At 56.1% G+C, this 22,932-nt stretch carries 20 protein-coding genes; 10 read left to right on the forward strand and 10 right to left on the reverse strand.

Going from position 1 to position 22,932, the window contains the following annotated elements:
* From EKL30_RS19275 to EKL30_RS18300, 6 genes are all read right to left on the reverse strand, one after another.
* Positions 1-343: hypothetical protein (locus EKL30_RS19275; protein ID WP_233583260.1), on the reverse strand; the 343-nt coding region annotated here is incomplete at its 3' end.
* A gap of 615 nt (positions 344-958) precedes the next feature.
* Positions 959-1,813 carry a formyltetrahydrofolate deformylase gene (gene purU, locus EKL30_RS18280; protein WP_126708688.1) on the reverse strand — a complete coding sequence of 285 codons (855 nt, stop codon included), beginning with the start codon at positions 1,811-1,813 and terminating at the stop codon, positions 959-961.
* A gap of 8 nt (positions 1,814-1,821) precedes the next feature.
* On the reverse strand, positions 1,822-2,946 hold the full coding sequence (locus EKL30_RS18285; RefSeq protein WP_126708689.1) for an NAD(P)/FAD-dependent oxidoreductase: 1,125 nt from the start codon (positions 2,944-2,946) through the stop codon (positions 1,822-1,824).
* Between the two features lie 39 nt (positions 2,947-2,985).
* The gene (locus tag EKL30_RS18290; protein WP_126708690.1) at positions 2,986-3,510 is read right to left on the reverse strand and encodes a flavin reductase family protein; all 525 of its coding nucleotides are present in this window, start codon (positions 3,508-3,510) and stop codon (positions 2,986-2,988) included.
* Between the two features lie 23 nt (positions 3,511-3,533).
* On the reverse strand, positions 3,534-4,166 hold the full coding sequence (pdxH, locus tag EKL30_RS18295; protein ID WP_126708691.1) for a pyridoxamine 5'-phosphate oxidase: 633 nt from the start codon (positions 4,164-4,166) through the stop codon (positions 3,534-3,536).
* Positions 4,167-4,261: 95 nt separating this feature from the next.
* The gene (locus EKL30_RS18300; RefSeq protein WP_233583267.1) at positions 4,262-4,915 is read right to left on the reverse strand and encodes a gamma-glutamylcyclotransferase; all 654 of its coding nucleotides are present in this window, start codon (positions 4,913-4,915) and stop codon (positions 4,262-4,264) included.
* A 125-nt stretch (positions 4,916-5,040) separates the two neighbouring features.
* Between EKL30_RS18300 and EKL30_RS18305 the strand changes: the two genes are divergently transcribed.
* From EKL30_RS18305 to EKL30_RS18320, 4 genes are all read left to right on the forward strand, one after another.
* Positions 5,041-5,886 (forward strand): ThiF family adenylyltransferase, encoded by an 846-nt coding sequence (locus EKL30_RS18305; protein ID WP_126708692.1) that lies wholly within the window; start codon positions 5,041-5,043, stop codon positions 5,884-5,886.
* 43 nt (positions 5,887-5,929) lie between these two features.
* The gene (locus tag EKL30_RS18310) at positions 5,930-6,448 is read left to right on the forward strand and encodes a hypothetical protein (RefSeq protein ID WP_199748608.1); all 519 of its coding nucleotides are present in this window, start codon (positions 5,930-5,932) and stop codon (positions 6,446-6,448) included.
* Positions 6,449-6,638: 190 nt separating this feature from the next.
* Positions 6,639-7,106, forward strand: coding sequence for a DUF2946 domain-containing protein (locus EKL30_RS18315; RefSeq protein ID WP_126708694.1), 468 nt, complete (start codon positions 6,639-6,641; stop codon positions 7,104-7,106).
* A 103-nt stretch (positions 7,107-7,209) separates the two neighbouring features.
* Positions 7,210-8,637, forward strand: coding sequence for a PepSY domain-containing protein (locus tag EKL30_RS18320; RefSeq protein ID WP_126708695.1), 1,428 nt, complete (start codon positions 7,210-7,212; stop codon positions 8,635-8,637).
* A gap of 32 nt (positions 8,638-8,669) precedes the next feature.
* Here EKL30_RS18320 and EKL30_RS18325 read toward each other — a convergent pair whose 3' ends face one another.
* The gene (locus tag EKL30_RS18325) at positions 8,670-9,527 is read right to left on the reverse strand and encodes a PA4780 family RIO1-like protein kinase (RefSeq protein WP_126708696.1); all 858 of its coding nucleotides are present in this window, start codon (positions 9,525-9,527) and stop codon (positions 8,670-8,672) included.
* Between the two features lie 244 nt (positions 9,528-9,771).
* Between EKL30_RS18325 and EKL30_RS18330 the strand changes: the two genes are divergently transcribed.
* Positions 9,772-10,848, forward strand: coding sequence for a hypothetical protein (locus EKL30_RS18330; protein ID WP_126708697.1), 1,077 nt, complete (start codon positions 9,772-9,774; stop codon positions 10,846-10,848).
* 22 nt (positions 10,849-10,870) lie between these two features.
* Positions 10,871-11,506, forward strand: a complete 636-nt coding sequence (locus tag EKL30_RS18335) for an aminotransferase class IV (RefSeq protein WP_126708698.1) — start codon at positions 10,871-10,873, stop codon at positions 11,504-11,506.
* A gap of 36 nt (positions 11,507-11,542) precedes the next feature.
* On the opposite strand, the gene EKL30_RS18340 is transcribed toward EKL30_RS18335, so the two are convergent.
* Together EKL30_RS18340 and uvrA are read right to left on the reverse strand one after the other, a co-directional pair.
* Positions 11,543-12,703 carry an aminodeoxychorismate synthase component I gene (locus tag EKL30_RS18340; protein WP_126708699.1) on the reverse strand — a complete coding sequence of 387 codons (1,161 nt, stop codon included), beginning with the start codon at positions 12,701-12,703 and terminating at the stop codon, positions 11,543-11,545.
* Complete coding sequence (gene uvrA / locus EKL30_RS18345; protein ID WP_126708700.1) at positions 12,703-18,426, reverse strand: excinuclease ABC subunit UvrA; 5,724 nt, start codon at positions 18,424-18,426, stop codon at positions 12,703-12,705. Before uvrA ends, EKL30_RS18340 begins: the two co-directional genes overlap by 1 nt.
* A 143-nt stretch (positions 18,427-18,569) precedes the next feature.
* Here uvrA and EKL30_RS19350 point away from each other — a divergent pair, with 143 nt between their 5' ends.
* Together EKL30_RS19350 and EKL30_RS18350 are read left to right on the forward strand one after the other, a co-directional pair.
* Positions 18,570-18,698 carry a hypothetical protein gene (locus EKL30_RS19350; RefSeq protein WP_255414716.1) on the forward strand — a complete coding sequence of 43 codons (129 nt, stop codon included), beginning with the start codon at positions 18,570-18,572 and terminating at the stop codon, positions 18,696-18,698.
* 251 nt (positions 18,699-18,949) lie between these two features.
* Positions 18,950-19,876: a glycosyltransferase family A protein gene (locus EKL30_RS18350; protein WP_126708701.1), complete on the forward strand. Its 927-nt coding sequence runs from the start codon at positions 18,950-18,952 to the stop codon at positions 19,874-19,876.
* Between the two features lie 44 nt (positions 19,877-19,920).
* Here EKL30_RS18350 and EKL30_RS18355 read toward each other — a convergent pair whose 3' ends face one another.
* On the reverse strand, positions 19,921-20,439 hold the full coding sequence (locus EKL30_RS18355; protein WP_126708702.1) for a hypothetical protein: 519 nt from the start codon (positions 20,437-20,439) through the stop codon (positions 19,921-19,923).
* Between the two features lie 140 nt (positions 20,440-20,579).
* Here EKL30_RS18355 and ettA point away from each other — a divergent pair, with 140 nt between their 5' ends.
* Complete coding sequence (ettA, locus tag EKL30_RS18360; RefSeq protein ID WP_126708703.1) at positions 20,580-22,253, forward strand: energy-dependent translational throttle protein EttA; 1,674 nt, start codon at positions 20,580-20,582, stop codon at positions 22,251-22,253.
* A gap of 24 nt (positions 22,254-22,277) precedes the next feature.
* Positions 22,278-22,820: an isochorismatase family protein gene (locus EKL30_RS18365; protein WP_126708704.1), complete on the forward strand. Its 543-nt coding sequence runs from the start codon at positions 22,278-22,280 to the stop codon at positions 22,818-22,820.
* Positions 22,821-22,932 lie beyond the last annotated feature (112 nt).

Raw genomic sequence — 22,932 nt, forward strand, 5'->3', positions numbered from 1 at the left:
TCGCCAGCGCTGCCCGCATTACCGGGCCATTGCGGGGCGTCCGCGAACTCGCGGCGCTGACAGTCTCCCAGACTGTCAGCCAGCCTGCCGCTCGGACAGCGCGGCCTTGTCTCCCCGCAATGGCCCGGTAATGCGGCGGGCGAAAAAATCGCTTACCCAGCCCCAGGCACGACGGCTCAAGAACATGGAATTGCATCGATGCACGTATTGGCGGGGCGATCGGTATCTGGAAGCGCTGGCAGCTAAGCTTGCTGCGGGGCAATAGATATTTGGTGAGGTTGGCCGATACGCTGGCTGCGTAGCAACGTACTTCATGGCCGTAGCTTCGGGAAATTGTAGCCATACCGAGCCATGGTTGGCCTCATTGCTACGTCGCCTTATTGCCAGCGAGCGAACATCGCAACATTCCAACATCGCAATATCGCCTGCGAGCCAGAATACATAGGCACACTAGACTCGAGCGTAGCCCAACGCAGCGCTAACCTAGCCACAAGACGAAGATCGGTCCAATCAAATCTAATCCCAAGGTGCAGCGGGTCGCGGGAGGCTGGGACGAAAGTTTGAGCAAGCCGGCCCACCGCTCTGGATCGGGGAGAAAAGGGGCCGCCTGTCTGAGCCGAAGCACAGGCCCCAGGCCTGGCGAGGGCGAGTTCGGCCCCGCCCCGATCCAGAGCGGTGGGCCGGGCAGTCCAGCGAAGCTGGACCGCAGCGATCTTTCGCCCAGCCTCCCGCGACCCGCTGCACCGACTTAAGAAACGACGATCTGTCTGAAGAACGAACGAGCCGACTTAAGAAACGACGATCTGTCTGAAGAACGAACGAGCCGACTTAAGAAACGACGATCTGTCTGAAGAACGAACGAGCCGACTTAAGAAACGACGATTCGTCCGAAGAATAATGTCCCGACTTAAGAAATACCGCCCGTCGCAAGAACAGCCAACTCCAAAAAAACCACCCCTTACCGAAACACCACCGTCCGCTGACCATTCAGCAAAATCCGATGCTCCACATGCGAACGTACAGCTCGTGACAGCACCAGGGACTCCACATCGCTGCCGACTTGCGTCAAATCGTACGCACTCATCGCGTGATCGACGCGCTCGATATCTTGCTCGATGATCGGGCCCTCGTCCAGATCCGCCGTTACATAATGCGCCGTCGCCCCGATAATTTTTACACCCCGGTCATGCGCCTGATGATACGGACGGGCACCCTTGAAGCTTGGCAGAAAACTATGGTGAATATTGATGGCCCGGCCTGATAGCGCCCGGCACAGACCATTCGACAGAATCTGCATATAGCGCGCCAGAACCACCAAATCGATCTCTTCACGCTCAACGATATTCAGAATCTGCTGCTCCTGCGAATCACGAGTCTCCGGCGTCACCGGTAAATAATGAAACGGGATCCCATACGATGCCGCCATCGCTGCAAAGTCATTATGGTTGGATACAATCCCTGCAATCTCCACCGGCAATTGCCCGCTGTGCGTGCGAAACAGCAAATCATTCAGACAATGACCTTGTCGGCTGACCAGAATCAGCAAACGCGCCTTGCGATGGGCGTCGTAGATTTGCGCCTGCATATCAAACTTCTCTGCAACCGGGGCGAATGAGCGTTCCAGGTCAGCGACGTCGGCGGGTATTGGCAGGTGAAAATGCACCCGGAGAAAAAAGCGTTCAGTGCCAAGATCGCCGAATTGTTGGGCGTCAATGATGTTGCCATGGTGAGTCAACAGCCATCCTGAGACACCGTGCACAATTCCGATGCGGTCAGGACAAGAAAGGGTAAGAATGTAATCGTTCATCTTCAAAGGTCAGGTCAGGTCAGGTGAGGAGGTTGTGCAAGGGCATTGTGTGTCGTTCGGGCAAGGGCCAGGCAGGCCGTGAGTCCGGGGGACTCGATGCCGAACAGATTGACCAGCCCCGCAATCCCATGGGTGGCCGGCCCTGCAATCACGAAATCGGCAGCGGGGGAGCCGGGGCCCACAATCTTGGGCCGTATGCCGGTATAACCCGGGTTAAGGGCGCCATCGGGCAGGGCAGGCCAGTAGCGGCGCACGGCGTCATAAAACGAGTCCGCACGGCTGGCGTCCAGGGTGTAGTCCTCGCGGTCTATCCATTCTGTGTCAGGGCCAAATTTCGCTTGACCGCCTAAATCCAGAGTCAGGTGGACGCCTAGGCCAGCGCTGTCAGGCATGGGGTAAATCAGTCGACTGAAAGGCGAACGTCCCGACAGAGTGAAATAGCTGCCCTTGCAAAAATAGGCTTGCGGTATATGTTCGGCCGGCTGACCGCGCAGCTTGCGGGCTACCGAGGGGGCTGATAATCCCGTCGCATTGATAACGCAGTTAGCGGTCAGTTCCATCGGCTCATCGCCCTCGAACTGCAGTAGAAATTCGCCTGTTTCAAGCACCTCGCCCTGACTAAATCGCGTGTGAAACACGCATTGCGCGCCATGGTTCTCGGCGTCGCCCTGAAGTGAGAGCATCAAGGCATGGCTGTCGATGATTCCGGTGGAAGGCGATACCAGAGCCGCGTCGCATACCAGAGCAGGCTCTAGCTGGCGTGCTTCTGCTCCGCTGATGCGGTATAGGTCGTCAACGCCATTCAACCGTGCCCGCTGCGCTATTTGTTCCAGCTGGGCGCTTTGCTCTGGACTTGCTGCCACAATCAGCTTGCCCAGGCGCTTATGGGGTATGCCGCGCTCGCTGCAGTATTCGTACAGTAACTGTTTTCCCTCAACGCATAGTCTTGCCTTCAGACTATTTTGCGGATAGTAAATGCCGGCGTGTATCACCTCGGAATTGCGCGAACTGGTTCCCGTACCGATTGCCTCGCTTGCTTCCACCACCAATACTTCGCGACCTGCGAGGGCTAGCTCGCGCGCCACGGCCAGGCCGACGACGCCGGCTCCCAAGACGACGCAGTCTATATCTGCAGCCATAGAGTGTCCTGCATAAAGTGTTTGCCCTTACCTTTTTTCTTAATCGTTCGACAAAGGCTCGGTAGAGGGGGTCAGATCAAAGTCGCCAGCATGATAAACCAGCGGTTGAGCGAAACTGCGCTGACAGCGTTCTACTTGTCCAATAAAGATCAAATGGTCGCCCGCTTCGTGATGCTGCATATTGTGGCATTCAAACCAGGCTGCGCATTCCGGATCATTGAGCATCAGCGTGCCTCCCGGAGCACGGGTCAGAGGCAAGCCTTCAAAGCGCTTGTCTTGGGCGCCCGAAGCGAATCGCTTTGCTAAATGCAACTGAGATGCGGCCAGGATATGGATCACGTACCGTTCGGCGTGCTGAAAGTGGCGCAGCGATGACGCTGCTTTGGATAAGCTCCAGAGCACCAGGGGCGGCTCCAGCGAGACGGAATTGAATGAACTGATCGTCAGGCCGACAGGGCTGCGATCAGTACAGTTCTCGGTCGTAATGATCGCCACTCCCGTAGCGAAACGGCCCAGGGCCGAGCGGAAGAAATCAGCATCAAAATCGGGGGGCGTTGCAGTCATGGCTAAGTAGTTCGATGCCGGGATCAAGGCGCCAGGCGCAGGCTCGACCAGGGTCCGTCGATCTCGCGCTTGAACACCAGCCGATCATGCAGGCGTGAGGGGCGTCCTTGCCAGAATTCGATATAGTCAGGCTTGAGCCGGTATCCGCCCCAATGTTCCGGGCGGGCCGGTGATACACCCAGGGACTCGGTCAACTCAAGAGTACGTGCCTCGAGTTCAGCGCGGGAAATGGGCTGGCTTTGCGGCGACACCCAGGCACCTATACGCGAGCCCAGCGGCCTGCTGTAATAGTATTCGTCAGATTCAGCGGCGGACACTTTTTCTATGATCCCTTCAAGACGTACCTGACGTTCCAGCGCGGGCCAGAAGAACAAGAGGCTGGCATAAGGGTTGGCCGCCAATTCGCTACCTTTGCGGGACGCGTAGTTGGTAAAGAACACAAAGCCACGTTCGTCGAATCCTTTTAGCAGCACGATGCGCGCAGAAGGCCGCCCCGTCGGGCCGGTCGTTGCGAGCGTCATGGCATTGGGTTCAGGTACCTGTGCATGTAATGCTTCGTTAAACCACAGAGTGAACTGTTCAAGCGGAGTGGCGGCCAAAGACGCCTCGAGCAACTCGAATTTTTCGTACTTCTGACGGATATCGGCAACAGACATGGTAGCGACGCAAAAAAGTGACAGATTAGTAGTTTACCGGAGTCTGCATTGCGCATCCCTGGGTGCCTCTGTGCAAAAGCCTGTTTTAAGCGGTTTTACTCGGCATCGCTGGCAATCGAGTTTCGTAATTCACGAACCAATGCCTGAAGACGCTTGTCTTGAATGTTTGATTCCGTCAGTGCCTGGGCGGTTTCAAGGACGTATTCGATGCATGGGCCGTAAGTGCCGTGTGCATTACAAACAATGCTGATAAGTTGTTCGGTGGGCAGGTCTCGCACGTAAGCGTCGGTATTGCGGTTCATGGTGAAAGCAAGGGCACTGATCACCCCATGTTGGGTGCGGCAGGTCAGCCATCGGGGTATGTAGGCACCACTGGGCATTTCCCTGCGCCACAACGCCTCCATGGTGGTCGGAACGTCGCTCGCGGAAATCCGGTACGCCATGCCCCGGCAGGAACCGCCAATATCCAGTCCGAACACCAGCCCGGGCTGGTCTGGTGTGCCCCGATTTACCCTGGACCATAGACATAAGGCCCGATGATAGCCATGAAGCAAGGCCGGACGTTGTTCAGCAAAGTCGAACTCCGGCCGCCAGATAAGAGAACCATAGCCATATACCCAGACATCTTCATCGGCTTCCCAGCCTGCCAGTGCATCCAGCATAGATGCGTGGCGCTCGGCTTCTGTCAACAGGCGAAAGCTGTTGGGCGCGGCAGCAGGATGAGGGTCGGGTGTAAAGATCGGGGTCACAGGCTTCCGGCTAATACAATTTATCGGACAGGCAATGTGGGTATTTTAAATCACTCGTCGTTGCCAAGCCTTATCATGGACGTGATACCGTTCAATCCCTTTCTTCTGAATACTTGTGCTGCGCTATGCCCGATACCTGTCAACTTGATACTGAACGCCGTTTTGGAGGCGTCGACCGACTGTACGGCCCGGACAGCCTTAACCGATTGCGTACCGCGCATATCGTTGTGGCTGGAATAGGCGGTGTGGGTTCATGGTGTGCGGAAGCGTTGGCCCGCTGCGGCATCGGCGCCATAACTTTGATCGACCTTGATCATATTGCTGAGTCGAACATCAATCGTCAGTTACATGCCCTAACCGCTACTCTAGGGCAGTCAAAAGTGGTTGCGATGGCTCAACGCGTGCACGGTATCAATCCCGAGTGCCAGGTCCGCATGCTCGATGACTTTGTCAGTCCACAAAATGTGTCCGAAATGTTTGCCTCCGATACCAGCCTGATCATCGATTGCACGGACCAGGCGCAAGCCAAGATTGCCATGATTCTGGAAGCGCGTGATCGCAAGCTTCCCGTCGTCGTCTGCGGCGGCGCCGGTGGCAAGACCGATCCGCTCAGTTTGCGGGCCGGCGATTTATCGCTTGCGGTGAATGACGCCTTGCTGTCGAAGCTGCGAAACACCTTGCGCCGACAGCACCGCTATCCCAAGGCATCGGATCGTGCTGGCAAGGTGCTCAAGCGCGTGCCCAAAATGGGCGTGCGGGCTTTGTGGTTCGACCAGCCTGTATTATTACCGGCCCAATGGCGGCAAGCCGATACGCTGCCACCCGATTCCGCGCAATCCCCACAACTGGCGGTCCAGTCCGAAACCCTGCAGGGCCTTTCCTGTGCCGGCTATGGCTCGGTCGTCACGGTAACGGCCGCCATGGGCATGGCTGCGGCAAACGAAGCGGTACAGTGGGTGCTGGCACAATAGGCCTCTTAAGGCCTGACCATCTATTTAACGGAGCAATGAAACAGTGAACGATATGCCACTTCCCGCCTCAGATGAGCTCGACGATGAAGTCGATCTTGATGTAAAGACGCAGGAGCCGCGGTTCTGGCAGGATGATGGCTGGACCGCCCGCGTTATCAAGAACGAGGATGACGACGGCTGGGCGGTCGAAATGATCAAGGACGGAGAAGACGAGCCTGCGTTGGTTGGCCCCTGGACCATGGGGCGCGATAAAAAAAACCCCAAGCCCCTCGATACTTCTGCGTTTTACACATTGGTCAAGACAGCCACCGAGGTCTTGATGCGCCACGAGCAGCAATTACATGCGTTGCTTCACAAAAGCGTAAAAGTCAGCTCTCCGGCAGGCCGGCTGACGATCAAGCTCGATATTGTTCCCGACGACGATAACCCATCCGCAGTACTAAGCGCCTGGGACGTGCAAGGAGAGCAAATTGCGCAGGTCGATATATCGCCGAATTTCAGGCTGAACGTAGATAGCGCTGCTGCTTGGGTAGCCGACAACTTTAAGAAGCCCGCTCGGTAGTCGACTTATCCACAGTCTCTGTGAATAAGTCTGAGCATAACTCGTGCATAGTCCGCCGTAAGGCACGGAATTCGCCGTTCACTGGTTGATCGGCCGTCAACTAGCCATTTGGCACATGTAATCCGTTGACCTTTTATGATTCGCCGAAGTAGCATGGCTTCTGCATTGCTTGCATACGCTGGAGCGCGATTTGGCTGGTAATCGTAGTCGACATCTCTCGGCATGGCTGGCGTTGTTCGCCATGCTGCTGATTCTCATTGCTCCAGTGATCTCGCAGTCGCTGGCGGTGAATCGTGCGCCGATGTCCGACATATCGCGCATTGACGACCACAACCAGTCTCATCGGCCGGAGCATACCTCCGGGCGTTACCCTCTCCATGCACGTGCCGCGGGGGCACTTGACTCTCCGGATCAGCGACCCATTCCCGCAGAGCATTCCGATCACAGGTTGGCCGAATGTGGCTATTGCACGCTTACTGGCAAATTGCCTGCTTTGGCCGGCTTTAGCTGTTGTGTTTTGGATGGTGCTGTTTTCACGACGCACCCGCTGCGCGCAGGCACCCGAAATGGTCGTCCGATTAAAGCCATATTCCCTAATGCACTGTCACGTGCCCCACCGTTCTTTGCTCATAACGCCGTTTATCCACGTGGCACGTGAGCATTCACAACGACACAATTACATATTGCAAGCCAATTTCTGGCCCACGGGTTGAAAGGGGTGTTTGCGTCGCCATGGAATTCCTGAACCCTACAGGTGATCTATGCCGAACAATTCTTTCATTACTTCAAACTCGTCCGAGGCGGTACAGGCAACGCAGTCCGATGCACAGCCACGTAGGCAGCGATGGCTGCTTCCCTTGCTGACAAGATTGCATTTCTATGTAGGCCTTCTTGTTGGCCCATTCTTGCTCATCGCCGCACTAAGCGGTGTGTTGTACGCCTTGACCCCACAGATCGAGGACGCGGTATACCAGCATGAGCTCTACACGCCCAGCACCGGTGCGCCGGGCACGCTTGCCGATCAGATTATTGCCGCCCAAAGCGCGGTCAATGGCGATGCGAGACTTTTTGCTGTAAGGCCCGCACCCGAGGCCGGTACGACGACGCGAGTGATGTTTATCGAGCCCGGTATGGGGCCGTCGGAAAACCGGGCCATCTTTGTCGACCCGGTGACGGCTGAAGTCCGGGGCGACCTGGGTGTATACGGTACCAGCGGTGTATTGCCAGTACGCGCCTGGATAGACTTACTGCACCGCGGATTGCATCTTGGCGATATTGGCAGGCTATACAGCGAGCTGGCAGCATCTTGGTTGTGGATCGCTGCGTTAGGTGGATTTGCCCTTTGGCTGGCAAGATGGCGCAGCCAACGGGGCGCTGCGCCGGTTAACCCTGCCGCAGCCCGGCACCGAGTGCGCCGTTGGCATCGCACGTTCGGACTTTTTCTGTTGATAGGTGTTTTGTTTTTCTCGGTGACCGGGCTGACGTGGTCGCAATGGGCCGGCGCCAATATATCAACGTTACGCGCCTATTACGGGTGGGGAACTCCGACAGTATCGACAAACCTTGATGCCGTCCGGGCCGTTGCCACCGATGAGCATGCACATCACAAGATGCAGTCTGGGCCAGCGCCCATTAACGGTGAGCCGGCGATGTTTGATGCCATGCTTGCCGCGGCCCGTGCAGCCGGGATCGACGCCGGTAAAGTCGAGATACGGCCACCTGCCAAGCCAGACAAAGCATGGACTGTGACCGAAATTGACCGCAGTTGGCCAACACAGGTCGATGCCGTCGCCATTGATCCTCGCAACATGGCGATTGTCGATCAGACTCGATTTTCAGATTTCCCCTTGGCCGCTAAACTGACCCGGTGGGGTATCGACGCACACATGGGGGCGCTTTTTGGTGTGCCCAATCAGCTGGCGCTGATTTTCTTTGCCAGCGGGTTGGTGACTATGGTGATATGGGGCTACGTAATGTGGTGGCATCGACGGCCGGCCCGTAATACCGGACCGGGTTCACACGACACCTTATTTCGATTGCTGCGCAAGGTTCCACCCGTTGGTCTGGCGGGAATTCTGGTGTCCGCGGTGGCGATTGGCTGGTTTCTGCCGTTGATGGGCATTAGCCTTGTCTTGTTTCTATTATTCGACCTCGCCCTGCATTGGAGCTCAGTGGCGCGCTCGCAGTAGATTGGCGGGTGCCGTCTGAATGGCGTAGTGATTCAGGCGGCGCCGCGCAACTGCTGTTCGTACCGTATTCGCGCCTCTTCTTCAAATCGCGCGTCCTCGAGGTCGTCAAGCAGGGATTCGAGGTCTACTGGCCGGGTGTCGACTTCCACCTCGCCGGTGAGCACCGTGTCGATATTCAGTTCACCCGCTTCGAAGAGAGACCAGATCTCTTTGCCGTAGCTTGTAGTTAGCAGTTGCGGTGCTGACTGAGCGAAAAAGGTGGCAAGATTTTCGACATCGCGTTCCAGCATTGCTGCCGCTTCGCTATTGCCTGCGGCATCGACGGCCTGCGGCAAATCGATAATGACGGGACCGTCGGCGGCCAGCAAGATGTTGTATTCGGATAGATCACCATGAATGACGCCAGCACAAAGCATGCGTACGACTTCTTTGATGATCAGAGAGTGCAGCTCGAGCGCACGCGCTTCATCCATTTCGACATCGTTAAGTCGAGGCGCGACATTGCCAATATCGTCAATGACCAGTTCCATCAGCAAGACGCCATCGGTGCATATATAAGGCTGGGGCACGCGCACGCCTGCATTGGCAAGCCTGAATAGGGCATCGACCTCGGCGCTTTGCCACAGCTCTTCCTGCATCTGGCGTCCGTAACGGGTTCCTTTTTCCATCGCCCGTGCCTGCCGGCTATTCTGTACTTTGCGGCCGTCACGGTATGAAGCCGCCTGCCGGAAGCTGCGCTGCTTGGCGTCTTTGTACACCTTTGCACAGCGAGTGAAGTCGCCGCAACGCACGACATACACGGTCGCTTCCTTACCGCTCATCAGTTGACTGATGACTTCGTCAATCAAGCCTTCTTCAACAAGCGGAACCAGCCTTTTGGGCACCTTCATGCAACTGCCCGGCGCTGGCCGTCGAACTTGGTACAGCCGGACGATGGCAGGAAAGGTTTCAGATGCAAGGATGCGGTCCTGAGAAAAAATAGGGTCATGCCTGATTATACGGGGCGAGTGCTTATCCGCCTAACAGATGCCGTCAGGCAGCTGAAGGCAGGTGCTGAGCACCCTTTATTGACCGGACGTAACGAGGGCGGCATGTACAATTGTTTTTTCAGAATCCGTGACTTTAGACGACGATATGAACAGATACGCGATACAGCTGGCGTTTGCCTACATGGGTGTGATCATTGGCGGGGGTTTCGCTTCTGGCCAGGAAATTTTTCAGTTTTTTACTGGGTATGGCGTTGCCAGTATTGCCGGTACTTTGGTAGCCGGATTTTTATTCGCCTTTCTGGGTTGGCAAATTGCTCGGCTAGGTACCAGGCTGCAGGCAAAGTCGCATAAAGAAGTTCTGCGGGTTCTTTTTGGCGAGCGTTTGGGCGCTGTCATGGACCTCTTGCTTACCTTCTTTCTTTTTGGCGTCGGTGTGGCCATGCTCGCGGGTACCGGGGCGTTGTTCAAACAGCAGTTCGGCCTCTCACCTGTAGTGGGAAGTTTGTTCATGACTGCGCTGGTCGTCTTGACACTATGTCTCAATGTTAAGCGCATCATCGACCTGGTAAGTCTGGCCACCCCTCTGCTAATGGCTTTGGTACTTATCATTACGGGCTATGCCTTGCTCACCAGCAATGCGGATATGGACGAACTGATTATCCTTAGCGCGGCACAAGAAACCGTCGCTCCGCATTGGGCTCTAGGAGCGGTACTGTACGCCTCCTTCAATATCGCCGTCGGGTTTCCCATGCTGTCGGTGATTTCGGGGCGCAGCAAAGACAGTAAAACCACATCGCTGGGCGGCATCCTGGGGGGAATCGGTCTGGGTCTGCTGATCTTGCTGCTCAATGTCAGTTTGTTCTCGAATCTCAATCAGCTCCAAGGCGCAGAACTACCCACGTTGATGCTGGCAAGCCGTCTGTCGCCGGTGTTGGGTGCTGTCATGACGTTTTCGATTACTTGCATGATTTACAGTACCGCCGTTGGTATGTTCTTTGCCTTCAGTGCGCGGTTTTCGCGCCCCGAAACTTCACGTTTTCGCATTTTCAGCTTACTCTCATGCAGCATCGGCGTGTTTCTGAGCTTTGTCGGTTTCACCACGCTGGTCGGCACGGTTTACCCGCTGCTTGGTTATCTGGGACTGTTGTTGATTGGCGCGATTGCCGTCAACTGGTATCGTGATCGCTCCACGCGCATCGCGGCCGCCACCGACGCTATCTGAAACCATTTTTGCTGCAGATCAAATGCCGGAATCGACTGTTCAATTGATAGAAACCATACGCGTCGATCGTGGTCGCAGCGCTCCGTTGCTGGCGGGCCACTGGCGACGTCTGCAGCATTCCTGCATAGCGCTGGATTACGTTTGGCCCGGTGATGCGTTGATGCGTGCTGTCGAGCAACATATCGGACAACTCGATGCCGACACCGCTTACCGCTTGCGGCTATTGCTAAGCAAGGATGGGGCTTATTCAATCGCGTGCGATCCCTTGCCGGCCACACCGCACGTGGTGCGACTCCATATCAGCAACGACCCTTTGCAAGCCGATCGCCTCTGGTTGCAGCACAAGACCACCTATCGCCCTTGGTATGACCATGTGCCAAGCTGGCTGGAACAGCATCCCGAATATTTCGACGTGGTGTTTTGCAATCATGATGATGAAGTCTGCGAAGGTAGCCGCAGCAATATTTACGTTCTGGATGTCGATATGGGCTGGCTGACGCCTCCACTGACGTCAGGTTTGCTGCCGGGGGTGCAGCGCCAGGCGCTGCTCGATACCGCCATGGTGAAAGAGGCCCGCATTACTCGTCAAGACTTGCTTGGTGCTCGCGCCATACGAATATCCAATGCCTTGCGGGGCTGGCTGGACGCCACGCTTTGACGCTTGGTTCCAATCGTCCATCGGTCAACGAGTGGATCAAGCCGTTGCGGTGGTCAGAGCGCTAGAGAGAATGCGGGCTTTCCACAGACATTCCTGCCATTCAAGCTCCGGATCAGAGTCGTACACGATGCCCCCGCCCACGCCGAAAATTCCTGACCCATCCGGTTGCATCACCAGGGTCCGAATCGCGACGTTCAAAGAACAGTCGCCATTGGGAGCGAGCCACCCCACGCTCCCGCAATAGATCCCGCGCGGCGCCTTTTCCAGCTCGCGAATTTTTTTCATCGCAGCTATCTTGGGAGCGCCGGTAATCGAGCCGCAAGGGAAGAGTGCACGGAGTAACTCTTCCAGCGTCCTGCCAGGTAGCTGAGCGGTAACGGTAGACGTCAATGTCCACACCGATGGATAACGCTCAAGAGAAAAGAGGGCTTGAACGTGCACGGACCCCGGTGTCGCAAGCCGTCCCAGATCGTTGCGCAGCAGATCGACGATCATCAAGTTTTCGGCGCGATTCTTTTCACTGTGCAGAAGTTCCTGGCCATACTGGCGGTCCAGCGTGGGGTCGGTGTGGCGCGGGGCGGTGCCCTTCATGGGCCGTACGGTAACCGTTGAACCTTTTCGGGCGAAAAAGAGCTCGGGCGAAAATGACAAGATGCTGCGTGTGCCGTCTTCGATGTAGGCCGCATGGGCCGTGGGGTGCCGCGTCGCAATCGACAGGTACAAATCGGCAAGCGGCGTTGACGTTTCAATCTTTATGGGAAATGTGAAGTTGGTCTGGTAAAGCTCGCCACGGCCTATGCAAGCCCTGATCTCCTGAACCTTCCGCTGGTAGCTATTTTTGGCGATCAACGGCTCAGCGCGCAGGGTAATGGGGTGGATGGCGCTCAAGGTGTCGTGAATCGGCTTGTGAACGGCGCGCCGGTAGACCAGTGCCGTAAGCCTGGCAGGATTGTTGGAAACGGGGGATTGCGGCTCGGTGTGGCCAAGCGGAACGCCGTGTTTGACCACCGTGGGTTCCAGCCATTCTCCCAGTTCATAGTCCAGCAGAAGCGCCACCCAGTAGCCTTGTTTCTGGGCAGCGTCGATGCGTTCGAATGCACCGGACAATTCTTCCGGACTGCGTGCGCTGATGCGATGACTGTAATCAAGCAATTCCAGCGACTGCCCGGACACACGATCTTCAAAACGGCAAAGCATTAGTGGGCGGCTTCCAGGAAAGGCCCCAGCACTGCGCCGGTATGGGAATGCTGTTTCAGGCTCACGATATGTTCCGGTGTCCCCTCTGCCACTAGGCGCCCACCCCCGTTCCCGCCTTCAGGCCCCAGGTCCAGTATCCAATCGGCCTCGGCAATAACGTCTAGATTATGCTCGATGACGACGACGGTATTGCCGGCCTCGACCAGTCGGTGCAATACATGAATAAGCTTTTCGACATCGGCCATGGAGAGCCCTACAGTGGGTTCATCCAGCACATACAACGTATGAGGAATGCGCGACGCCCGACCGGTTTTGATGACCCCATCGGTAAGTCGGGCTTTGGTCAGTTCCGTCACCAGTTTAATGCGCTGGGCTTCGCCGCCCGACAGGGTGGGGGAAGGCTGACCCAAGGTGAGGTACCCCAGCCCAACGTCCTGCATCAGCTGCAGGGGGCGGGAAATTTTTGAATGGGCGGCGAAGTAGGCGATGGCTTCGTCCACTTCCATTTTCAGAACCTCCCCGGCATTCTTTTCACGCCAGGTCACATTTAGCGTGTCCCGGTTGAAGCGTTCGCCGGTGCACGCATCACACAGCACTTTGACGTCGGGCAGGAAACTCATTTCAATGGTTCGCAAGCCCTGACCCTCGCAAAGAGGGCATCGCCCTTCGCCCGTATTGAAGGAGAACCGCGCCGCCGTCCAGCCGCGTATGCGCGCATCGCGCGTTTCGGCAAACAGTTTGCGCACATCATCCCAGAATCCTATGTACGTGGCGGGGCAGGAGCGGGGCGTTTTACCGATAGGGGTCTGATCCACCTCAAGCACACGGTCGATGTGCTCCCATCCTGTGATGTCGACGCAACCGTGCCAAACCGGAGCCTCACGCTTTGACACCGCTTGTGCCAGGTTGTCCAGCAACACGTCCCGGGCCAGCGTGGACTTGCCGGAACCGGAAACGCCAGTCACTACTGTCAGGCGCCCCACCGGTAAGCGTGTCGTGACATTGTGCAGATTATGCAGGTGCGCTTTACTGACCTGAATCATTGGAGTGTCGCCGTTGACCGGTCGGCGAGGCTGTAAGGGGTGCGCCAGTGGCTTTTTAAGATATTGCCCGGTGATGGATGTCGGGCTGTCCATAATATCTTGTGCGGTACCTTGGGCAACGACCATCCCGCCCCGAACTCCCGCGCCCGGACCAATGTCGATAATATGAGAGGCCCGGCGTATGGTGTCTTCATCGTGTTCGACAACGACCAGCGTATTGCCATTGCCCTCGAGGGCGGCCAGTGCATTAAGCAATATCTGGTTGTCACGCGGATGCAGCCCTATGGTGGGCTCGTCTAGAATGTAGCAGACCCCTTGCAGATTTGAACCTAGTTGCGCAGCAAGGCGAATGCGTTGCGCCTCGCCTCCGGACAGGGTCGGCGCTGCCCGGTCAAGCGCCAGATAACTGAGTCCAACCTCTTGCATGAAATTAAGGCGCCCCTGAATCTCCGAAAGGATATCTCGGGCAATTTCGACTTCCCTGCCGCGGCTTACGAGTCCTGAAAAAAACGTCTGGGCATCCGAAACCGGCAGCGCCGCCAGTTCAGCGATCGACCGGTCACGCCATCGGAACGCGCGGGACACCGGGTTAAGTCGTTCGCCGTGGCAACTGCTGCAGGTTTCGGTGTTGCCTTCATACCAGGCATTCCAGGCGGTTTCTTCACCCGTCTGATCGGCGTCAAAGCCGGCAAGTTGCAGGCCCGTACCGAAGCAGCCCGTGCACCAGCCATGTTTCGAGTTATACGAGAACATGCGCGGGTCGGGTTCGGGAAAACTGGTGCCGCAGCTCGGGCATGCGCGTTTAACCGAGAAATGGCGTTGTACGGGGGCAGCGCTAAGCCCGCCCAGGCGCCGCTGCTCTATTGTTTCTGTGTGGTTGTCGGTGAGTCCGACAAGCACGCTAAGGCTACCCTGGCCATGTTCCAGCGCGCTGCGTATGGCTTCACGCAGGGCCGGTTCGTCGGCGGGATCTACAAGCAGGTCGGCAATCGGAAGCTCGATGTTGTGTTCTTTGTACCGGTCCAGACGCGGCCATGGTGCAACGGGAATGAATTCCCCGTCGACCCTCAAGTGGGGATAGCCTTTGCTACCCGCCCACTTGGCGAGATCGGTGTAATAACCTTTGCGGTTGCTGACCAGCGGCGCCAGTATGCCAATGTGGCTGCCCTTGTAGTCGCGCAGCAACTGCGCAACGATTTGTTCGGCCTTTTGCGGCTCGACCGGTACATTGCACGTCGGACACATTTGCGTGCCAAGCTTCACATAAAGCAAGCGCAGGAAATGGTGGATTTCCGTCATGGTGGCCACGGTGGACTTGCGTCCGCCGCGACTGGTGCGCTGTTCTATGGCGACGGTCGGTGGTATGCCGTAGATGGCGTCGACATCGGGCTTGCCCGCGGGCTGAACAATGGCGCGGGCATAGGCATTCAAAGACTCCAGATAGCGGCGCTGCCCTTCGTTGAACAGAATGTCGAAAGCCAGCGTCGATTTGCCGGAACCGGATACGCCGGTGATCACGGTGAACGTATCACGCGGTATCGTGACGTTGATACCTTTCAGGTTATGTTCACGGGCGTTGATGATGTCTATGCTGTGTACCTTGCCGTGTTTGCGTCTTAGCAGGCTTTGCAGCGGGGTGCCATCGTTGCCGTTGTATTCGACCGCAGGTTCCGCAAGCAGACGGGCTTGTTGCGACTTGGCTTCATAGACGATGGCGGTGGTGTAATCGGCAAGTGCTCGACCCGTATGCGATTCTTCATTTCGAATCAGGTCGTCGGGTGTCCCGCTTGCTATTACCCGGCCACCGGCGTCGCCCCCTTCGGGGCCAAGGTCGATAAGCCAGTCTGCGGCCCTGATGACGTCCAGGTTGTGTTCGATGATAAGAAGTGAATGACCCGCGGCCAGCAGTTTCCGGAAGGCACGCATCAGTCTGGCGACATCGTCAAAATGGAGGCCTGTGGTGGGCTCGTCAAACAGGAAAAGGCTGCCTTTTTTGGCCACCTTTGCCGACGAGATGCCGCTACGGGTTGCGGCAGCAAGGTGGCCTGCCAGCTTAAGACGCTGCGCTTCGCCACCCGACAGAGTCGGCACGGGCTGACCAAGGCGCACGTATTCGAGCCCAACATCGGCCAGTGGGGCCAAACTCCATTGCACATCGCGAAGCCCGCTGAAGAACGCCAGGGCTTCGCTGATCGTCATGGCAAGCACCTGATCGATCGAGGCGCTCTGGCCCAGGTGTTCGACTTTGACTTCCAGGATCTCTGGCCGAAAGCGCTTGCCATCGCAATCGGGGCAGCGAAGATAAACATCTGACAGGAATTGCATTTCGACGTGTTCGAAGCCCGTTCCGCCACAGGTAGGGCAGCGGCCATCGCCGCTATTGAAGCTGAACGTGCCCGCGGTGTAGCCCCGTTCCTTTGACAAGGTCGCCTGGGCGAAAAGCTTACGTATCGCGTCAAATGCGCCCACATAGCTTGCCGGATTCGAACGAGCTGTTTTCCCGATTGGCGTTTGGTCGACCATAACAACATCGGCAAGCTGTTCCGCACCCAGGAGCTGAGTGTGGTCGCCCGGAGCTTCGGTTGGCTTGCCTTTTTGCTTCAGAATGGCCGGATACAGCACATCTTGGATAAGCGTGGACTTTCCTGACCCCGATACTCCCGTTATGCAGACCAGCCTTCCCAGCGGGATCGAGACAGAAACGTTCTTAAGGTTGTTGGCGTTAACTCCCTCGAGTAAAAGCCGGGGCGTGCCGCTTGCTACTGGCATGGGTCGCGGCGCTTCGACCCGCATTCGGCCTCCGAGATAGTTACCGGTCAGGGTATTGGCGTTGCGCAAGGCGTCGGGTGTGCCGTCGAAAACAATTTGCCCGCCGCGCTCTCCTGGGCCCGGCCCCATATCCATGATGCGATCGGCTGCAATCATGACCTGTGGGTCGTGCTCGACGACGACCAGGGTATTACCGTTTGCACGCAGCCGGTGCATGACCTCTACCACCCTGTGCATATCGCGCGGGTGAAGGCCGATTGAAGGCTCATCAAGCACGAACAAGGTATTGACCAAGGACGTGCCCAAAGCCGTCGTAAGGTTGATGCGCTGGACTTCACCACCAGAGAGCGTTCGGCTTTGACGGTCAAGCGACAAGTAGCCCAGGCCCACATCGCACAGGAATTTCAGTCGGGTCCGGACTTCGCTAAGTAGAAGCTCGATGGCCGCGTCTATGCCTGTTCCGAAACTGATGTCGAAAAAGTAGTCCCGCACGCGGCTGACCGGCAAGCGCATAAGGTCGTGTATGCCGAGTCCCGGCAAGGCATCCAGTTGTTCACGGGTCCACTTCGCATGCACTGGCATGAAGCGGGGATAGGCATTATCCGTGTCACTGCCGGTTTGATTACCCAGGCGCCAAAGCGTTGCGTCCGGTTTTAGCCGTGCGCCGCCGCAAGTGGGGCAGGGTGTATAGCTTCGATACTTGGACAGCAATACACGCACGTGCATTTTGTAAGCGCGCGATTCCAGCCAGTCGAAGAAACGCTGGGCGCCGTACCACTGTGTTTTCCAGGCGCTTTGACCGCCTCTCCAGTCCGGTGTGCCGTCAATGACCCAGCGCTTTTCCTGTTCGTTCAACGCTTCCCAGGGTGTATCGAGCCGGATGCCGGCTGCAGGCGCGTATTGTTCCATTTCCGCCTGACATTCTTTATAGCTTGCGGTTTGCCATGGTTTGATCGCGCCGCCGCGTAAGGTTTTTTTCTCGTCCGGCACGACCAGTCCGTAATCGATCCCCATGACCCGCCCGAAGCCGCGGCACGACTCGCAGGCACCCAGTGGAGAATTGAACGAAAAATTGCTCGGTAGCGGCGTGGTGTATTCAATATCGCAGTGCGCGCAATGAAGACGGTTGCTGAATCGCCATACCGTCTCTTCGTCGGAGGATTCCGCCAGCGCGTAAATCGCAATGTGCCCATCGCCTTGTTTAAGCGCCGCATCCAGCGCTTCCATCACACGCTGAAGGTCGGCCGTACCGAAGCGGAAGCGGTCTTGCACAACATATAGGACACGCAGTTTTTCTGCTTTCCCGGCTCGCTGGGTCTTACCTTTGGCCTTGGTTGCTGGCGGCGCCTGCATGCGGCTTTCTTCATGATGAATCCGCGTGTAGCCTTGCTGATCCAGAAATCCGCGCACTTCTTCTTCAGTGAAATTGGCCGGAATCACGATGGGGAAGCTAACCACCAGGCGCGGGTCGCCGGGTTGCGTGCGTACAGCAAGCTGCTGCTGTATCGATTCGGCGCTATCGCGCAGTACCTGTGTGCCACAACATTGACAGAACAAGCGGCCAAGGCGGGCATACAGCAGCTTCAAGTGATCGTTGAGCTCGGTCATGGTGCCGACGGTGCTGCGCGAGTTTCGAACCGGGTTCACTTGATCGATGGCGATCGCCGGCAAGATACCTTCGATTCGGTCGACCTGAGGTTTATCCATGCGATCGAGAAACTGGCGGGCATAGGGCGAGAACGTTTCAACGTAGCGTCGTTGCCCTTCGGCGTACAACGTATCGAAGGCCAGTGAACTTTTCCCCGAGCCGGATACACCGGTCAGAACCAGCAGTTCTCCGGTGTTGATCGAGATATCGAGGTTTTTGAGATTGTTCTGGCGCGCGCCAAAGATGCGTATATGTGAGCTCATGACATTATGATAATCGTTCTTCTTTGGCCGGTCAGGCGCCGCGCATTTTGTGTGGAGGGCCATTTTTAAGGTAGAATGGCGAGTTAACCAATTTTCAGGGTCGCGTCTTTGCGAGCCTACGCATGTAAAGATCGGAGATCATCATGGCAGAAATCAAACGTACGCGTCGCAATACTCTAGAGCGCCGTTGCTTGGGTAAAGCATTCAAGCGTCTTTTTATTCGCGCACCTAAAGGCGTTTTCAAAATGCTGGAAAAAGTTAAACGCGCTTAATGTAGAACACCTTCAATAGTAGGACCGCTTTACGTTGAAATCGCATGACGTTGAGCAGGTTCGATGTTGAAGATGTAAGCCGTTTTTTACGTCGGCATATAGCAGCAGCGACAGTAAGGTGTATTTAAAGCCGTATTTGTTGCACAAATTATGTCTGGATGTAAGTAAGGCAAGGAAACCGCAGATTCAAGGTCTGCGGTTTTTTTTTGGCCTATTATCACTTGCATTGGCAGAACATATAGAAAATAACTATGCTGACCTGGCGTCATCTTTTTACTGTCATAACGCCCACGTACAACAGGGCACATACCTTGGAAAGAGCCTATCTTTCCTTGCGGGATCAGTCATTTCAAGATTTCGAGTGGGTCATCGTCGACGATGGGTCAACCGATAACACCCGAGCCATGGTCATGGGCTGGCAACAAGAAGCCAGTTTCCCCATTCATTATGTCTGGCAAAAAAATCAGCATAAAAAAACGGCTTTTAACCGTGGCGTGAAAAAGGCGAACGGGGAACTAGTCGTCGTTCTGGATAGCGATGACAGCCTTGATACCAATGCCCTTTATGCTATGGCAAGCGCATGGCGAGAAATCCCTGAAAAAGACCGCTCGCGTTTTGTAGCCATTACAGGGCTGTGCGCGCGTCCTGATGGGCATGTGGTCGGTGATATGTTTCCGCGGGATATCTTTGATGCCACGGCGCTCGATATGACGTTCAAATACCATATCAAGGGCGAAAAGTTCGGTTGCCTGCGCACCGATGTGCTGCTGCAATTTCCGTTCCCAGAGGAAATAGCTGGTTTTGTGCCTGAGAGCCTCGTGTGGCGTGCCATTGCGCGGGCTGGCTACCTGACCCGGTTCGTAAATCAGGTGTTCAGGGTTTATCACGATAGTGCCGATTCCCTTTCCAGCCAGTCCAGGGAAAGTCAGCAGCATGCGCTTGGCTTATGGTTGCTCGCGCAAGATACTATCGTCGAATGTTTGCCCTGGTTTCGTTATCAACCGCACACCTTCCTGATGGCTGCTGCGCGTTATACCCGGTTTTCCCTTCATTTGCGCCACAGCAATCAACCTTTTCCGCGCGGACATACCTTGCGCGGGATAGGTGCTCGCGCGCTGGTGGGCGTGATGTGGCCCATAGGGGCCTTGCTGTACATGAGGGACCGTACCCGAACCTGATAACGACTTACCTGGCCGGCAGCGGGTAATCGAGTTCGACCGCGTCAGTGCAAGGTACGGCGTGTCGCGGATTCATTGGGGTCGAAGACATCGTTGTCGTCGTCGGGGCTATCATCTTCAAAGTCGTCGTTGTCGTCAATGTCGTCGCTTATGGCTTCGTCGGTCATGACGAAAGGAAGAACGTCGCGCAGGTTTTCCGACCAGGCAATCTCCTCACCTTCCTGATCTACCTTGATGAAACGCACGCCTTCGAGGTCAGACAGCTGGATTGCCCAAAGGTATTCGCAATCGAAAACGTCGCCCTCGGCGATCGTTAGTCCACCTTGATTGCCCACGATCTTGGCGCCCGAACCCCCAATCTGCACGACAACAAGATCTTTCGGGTCGTCCTCGATGTCGAGCGGCACGGCGAATATTGCCCATTCAAAGCCGGTTTCGTCGGCATTGATGACTTCCGCCAGGACAGGCTTGCCCATGTAGGCGCTTAACGCGTCGGCCGTTCGACCGATCAGGTCGAGTTCGTCGGCAGAAAAAACCAAAGGGGAATCTTGAGAGGTGGGCATGGTGGTCAACGTCAGGGTAAAGATTTGCTATTTTAAGGCATGTGGGAATGGTATGGACAGGCGGCATGTAACCCGGATAACACTTTATTTCCCGGTCCAGCCTACAATCGACGTTTTACCTCTCTCAGACTTTTGTTGCCATGGCTCAATACGTATACACAATGAATCGGGTGGGAAAGATCGTGCCGCCCAAACGGCAAATCCTGCGCGATATTTCCTTGTCTTTCTTTCCTGGCGCCAAAATTGGCGTCCTGGGTCTGAACGGCTCAGGGAAGTCGACTTTGCTTAAGATCATGGCTGGCATAGACCGCGAGATCGAAGGCGAAGCCATACCCATGGCTGGAATAAAAATTGGCTATCTTCCGCAAGAGCCTTTGTTGAATGCCGAGCACACAGTGCGTCAATCGGTCGAAGAGGGCCTCGGTGAGCTTTTCTCGGCCCGCAAGCGCCTCGAAGACGTCTACGCCGCCTATTCTGAGCCCGATGCCGATTTCGATCAGTTGGCCACCGAGCAAGCCGAACTTGAATCGATCATTGCGGCGGCCGCATCCAGCGGTGCCGATGATATCGAGCATCAAATGGAAATCGCGGCCGACGCTCTGCGTCTGGCTCCCTGGGATGCTGTCATCGGCCAGCTCTCGGGCGGAGAAAAACGCCGCGTCGCACTGTGTCGTTTGCTGCTGTCCAAGCCAGATATGCTCCTGCTCGATGAGCCTACCAACCACTTGGACGCCGAAAGCGTCGAATGGCTCGAGCAATTCCTACGCAAGTTTCCGGGGACGGTGGTGGGGGTGACCCATGACCGGTATTTCCTGGATAACGCCGCCGAATGGATCCTCGAACTGGATCGCGGCTATGGTATTCCCTGGAAAGGCAACTATAGCTCGTGGCTTGAACAGAAAGACGACCGTCTGAAGCAGGAGGACGCGTCCGAATCAGCGCGCCAGCGCACGATTAAGAAAGAACTTGAATGGGTACGTCAGAATCCAAAGGGCCGCCAGGCGAAGGCCAAGGCACGTCTGGCCCGTTTCGAAGAGCTTTCATCGCATGAATATCAAAAGCGGAACGAGACCCAGGAAATATTCATCCCTGTCGCCGAACGGCTTGGCAATGACGTCATCGAATTCGAGAATGTCAGCAAGGCATTTGGCGATCGCCTGCTTATTGATAGCTTGAGTTTCAAGGTCCCTGCAGGGGCGATCGTCGGCATTATCGGCCCCAACGGAGCCGGTAAATCAACGCTGTTTCGAATGATTGCAGGGCAAGAGACCCCCGATTCAGGTTCGGTCAACATCGGCAAGACGGTCAACTTGGCCTTTGTGGACCAGTCACGCGAATCGCTACCCGACGAGAAATCGGTATTTGATGCGGTGTCCGACGGGGCCGATTTATTGACGGTAGGCCGGTTCGAAATGGCATCGCGCGCCTATCTGGGCCGTTTCAATTTCAAGGGCGCGGACCAGAACAAGCTTGTGGGAAAACTGTCCGGAGGCGAGCGCGGTCGGCTGCACCTGGCTAAAACGCTCATTGCAGGCGGCAACGTCTTGTTGCTGGATGAACCATCGAACGATCTCGATGTCGAAACTCTGCGCGCCCTCGAAGATGCTTTGCTGGAATTTGCTGGCAGTGTCATGGTTATCAGTCATGACCGGTGGTTCCTCGACCGGATCGCAACCCATATTCTTGCGTTCGAAGGCGATTCCCAGGCCGTATTTTTTGACGGTAACTATCAGGAATACGAGGCGGACAAAAAGCGCCGTCTGGGCGAAGATGGCGCGAAGCCAAAACGTTTGCGTTATAAGGCATTGAAATAGCAGCTTACTTCTAACGGAGGCCATATGGCCGCTCTAAGTACCCATGATTCCATGGTTCTGTTGGTCGATATGCAGTCCGCCTTGTTGCCTGCCATCAATGATCACGGAGGGGTACTTGGACGCGCCGAACGCCTACTGCGAGCAGCCCAACTCCTGGGCGTTCCTGTTGTTGCGACTGAACATTGTGTGGACAAGATAGGCACAACTGATCCCAGCTTGCGCCGTTGGGTCGATCATGTCATTCACAAGACGCATTTCGACGCCACGCGCGAAACATCCTTTTTGCCGGAACTCCCGACGGGGCGGCCCAATGTGTTGTTAATGGGCACCGAGGCGCATGTGTGCGTGTTACAAACCGGGCTAGGCTTAGCCGGTCTAGGCTTGTCGCCGATTCTAGTTACAGATTGTATCGGTTCTCGGCGTATTAACGATCACCTCGCGGCCTGCACGCGATGGTCTTATTACAAACTCGAACAAATTAGTTCCGAGATGGCCATGTTCGAGTGGCTGGAGTCGCCTGCGCATCCGCAATTCCGAGATGTGCTTGCCCTGATAAAAGAGGCGTGACACCTCTCTGATACATCTGTTTCGTCAGCTAACAACGAGGTCTGTCGCCGATGCGCTCATCGTGCTGAAAATAGAGTAATGTAAGGGTCTGCACGTATTTGTTTGGAGATAA

Source organism: Candidimonas sp. SYP-B2681 (assembly GCF_003971065.1).
GTDB lineage: Bacteria > Pseudomonadota > Gammaproteobacteria > Burkholderiales > Burkholderiaceae_B > Pollutimonas.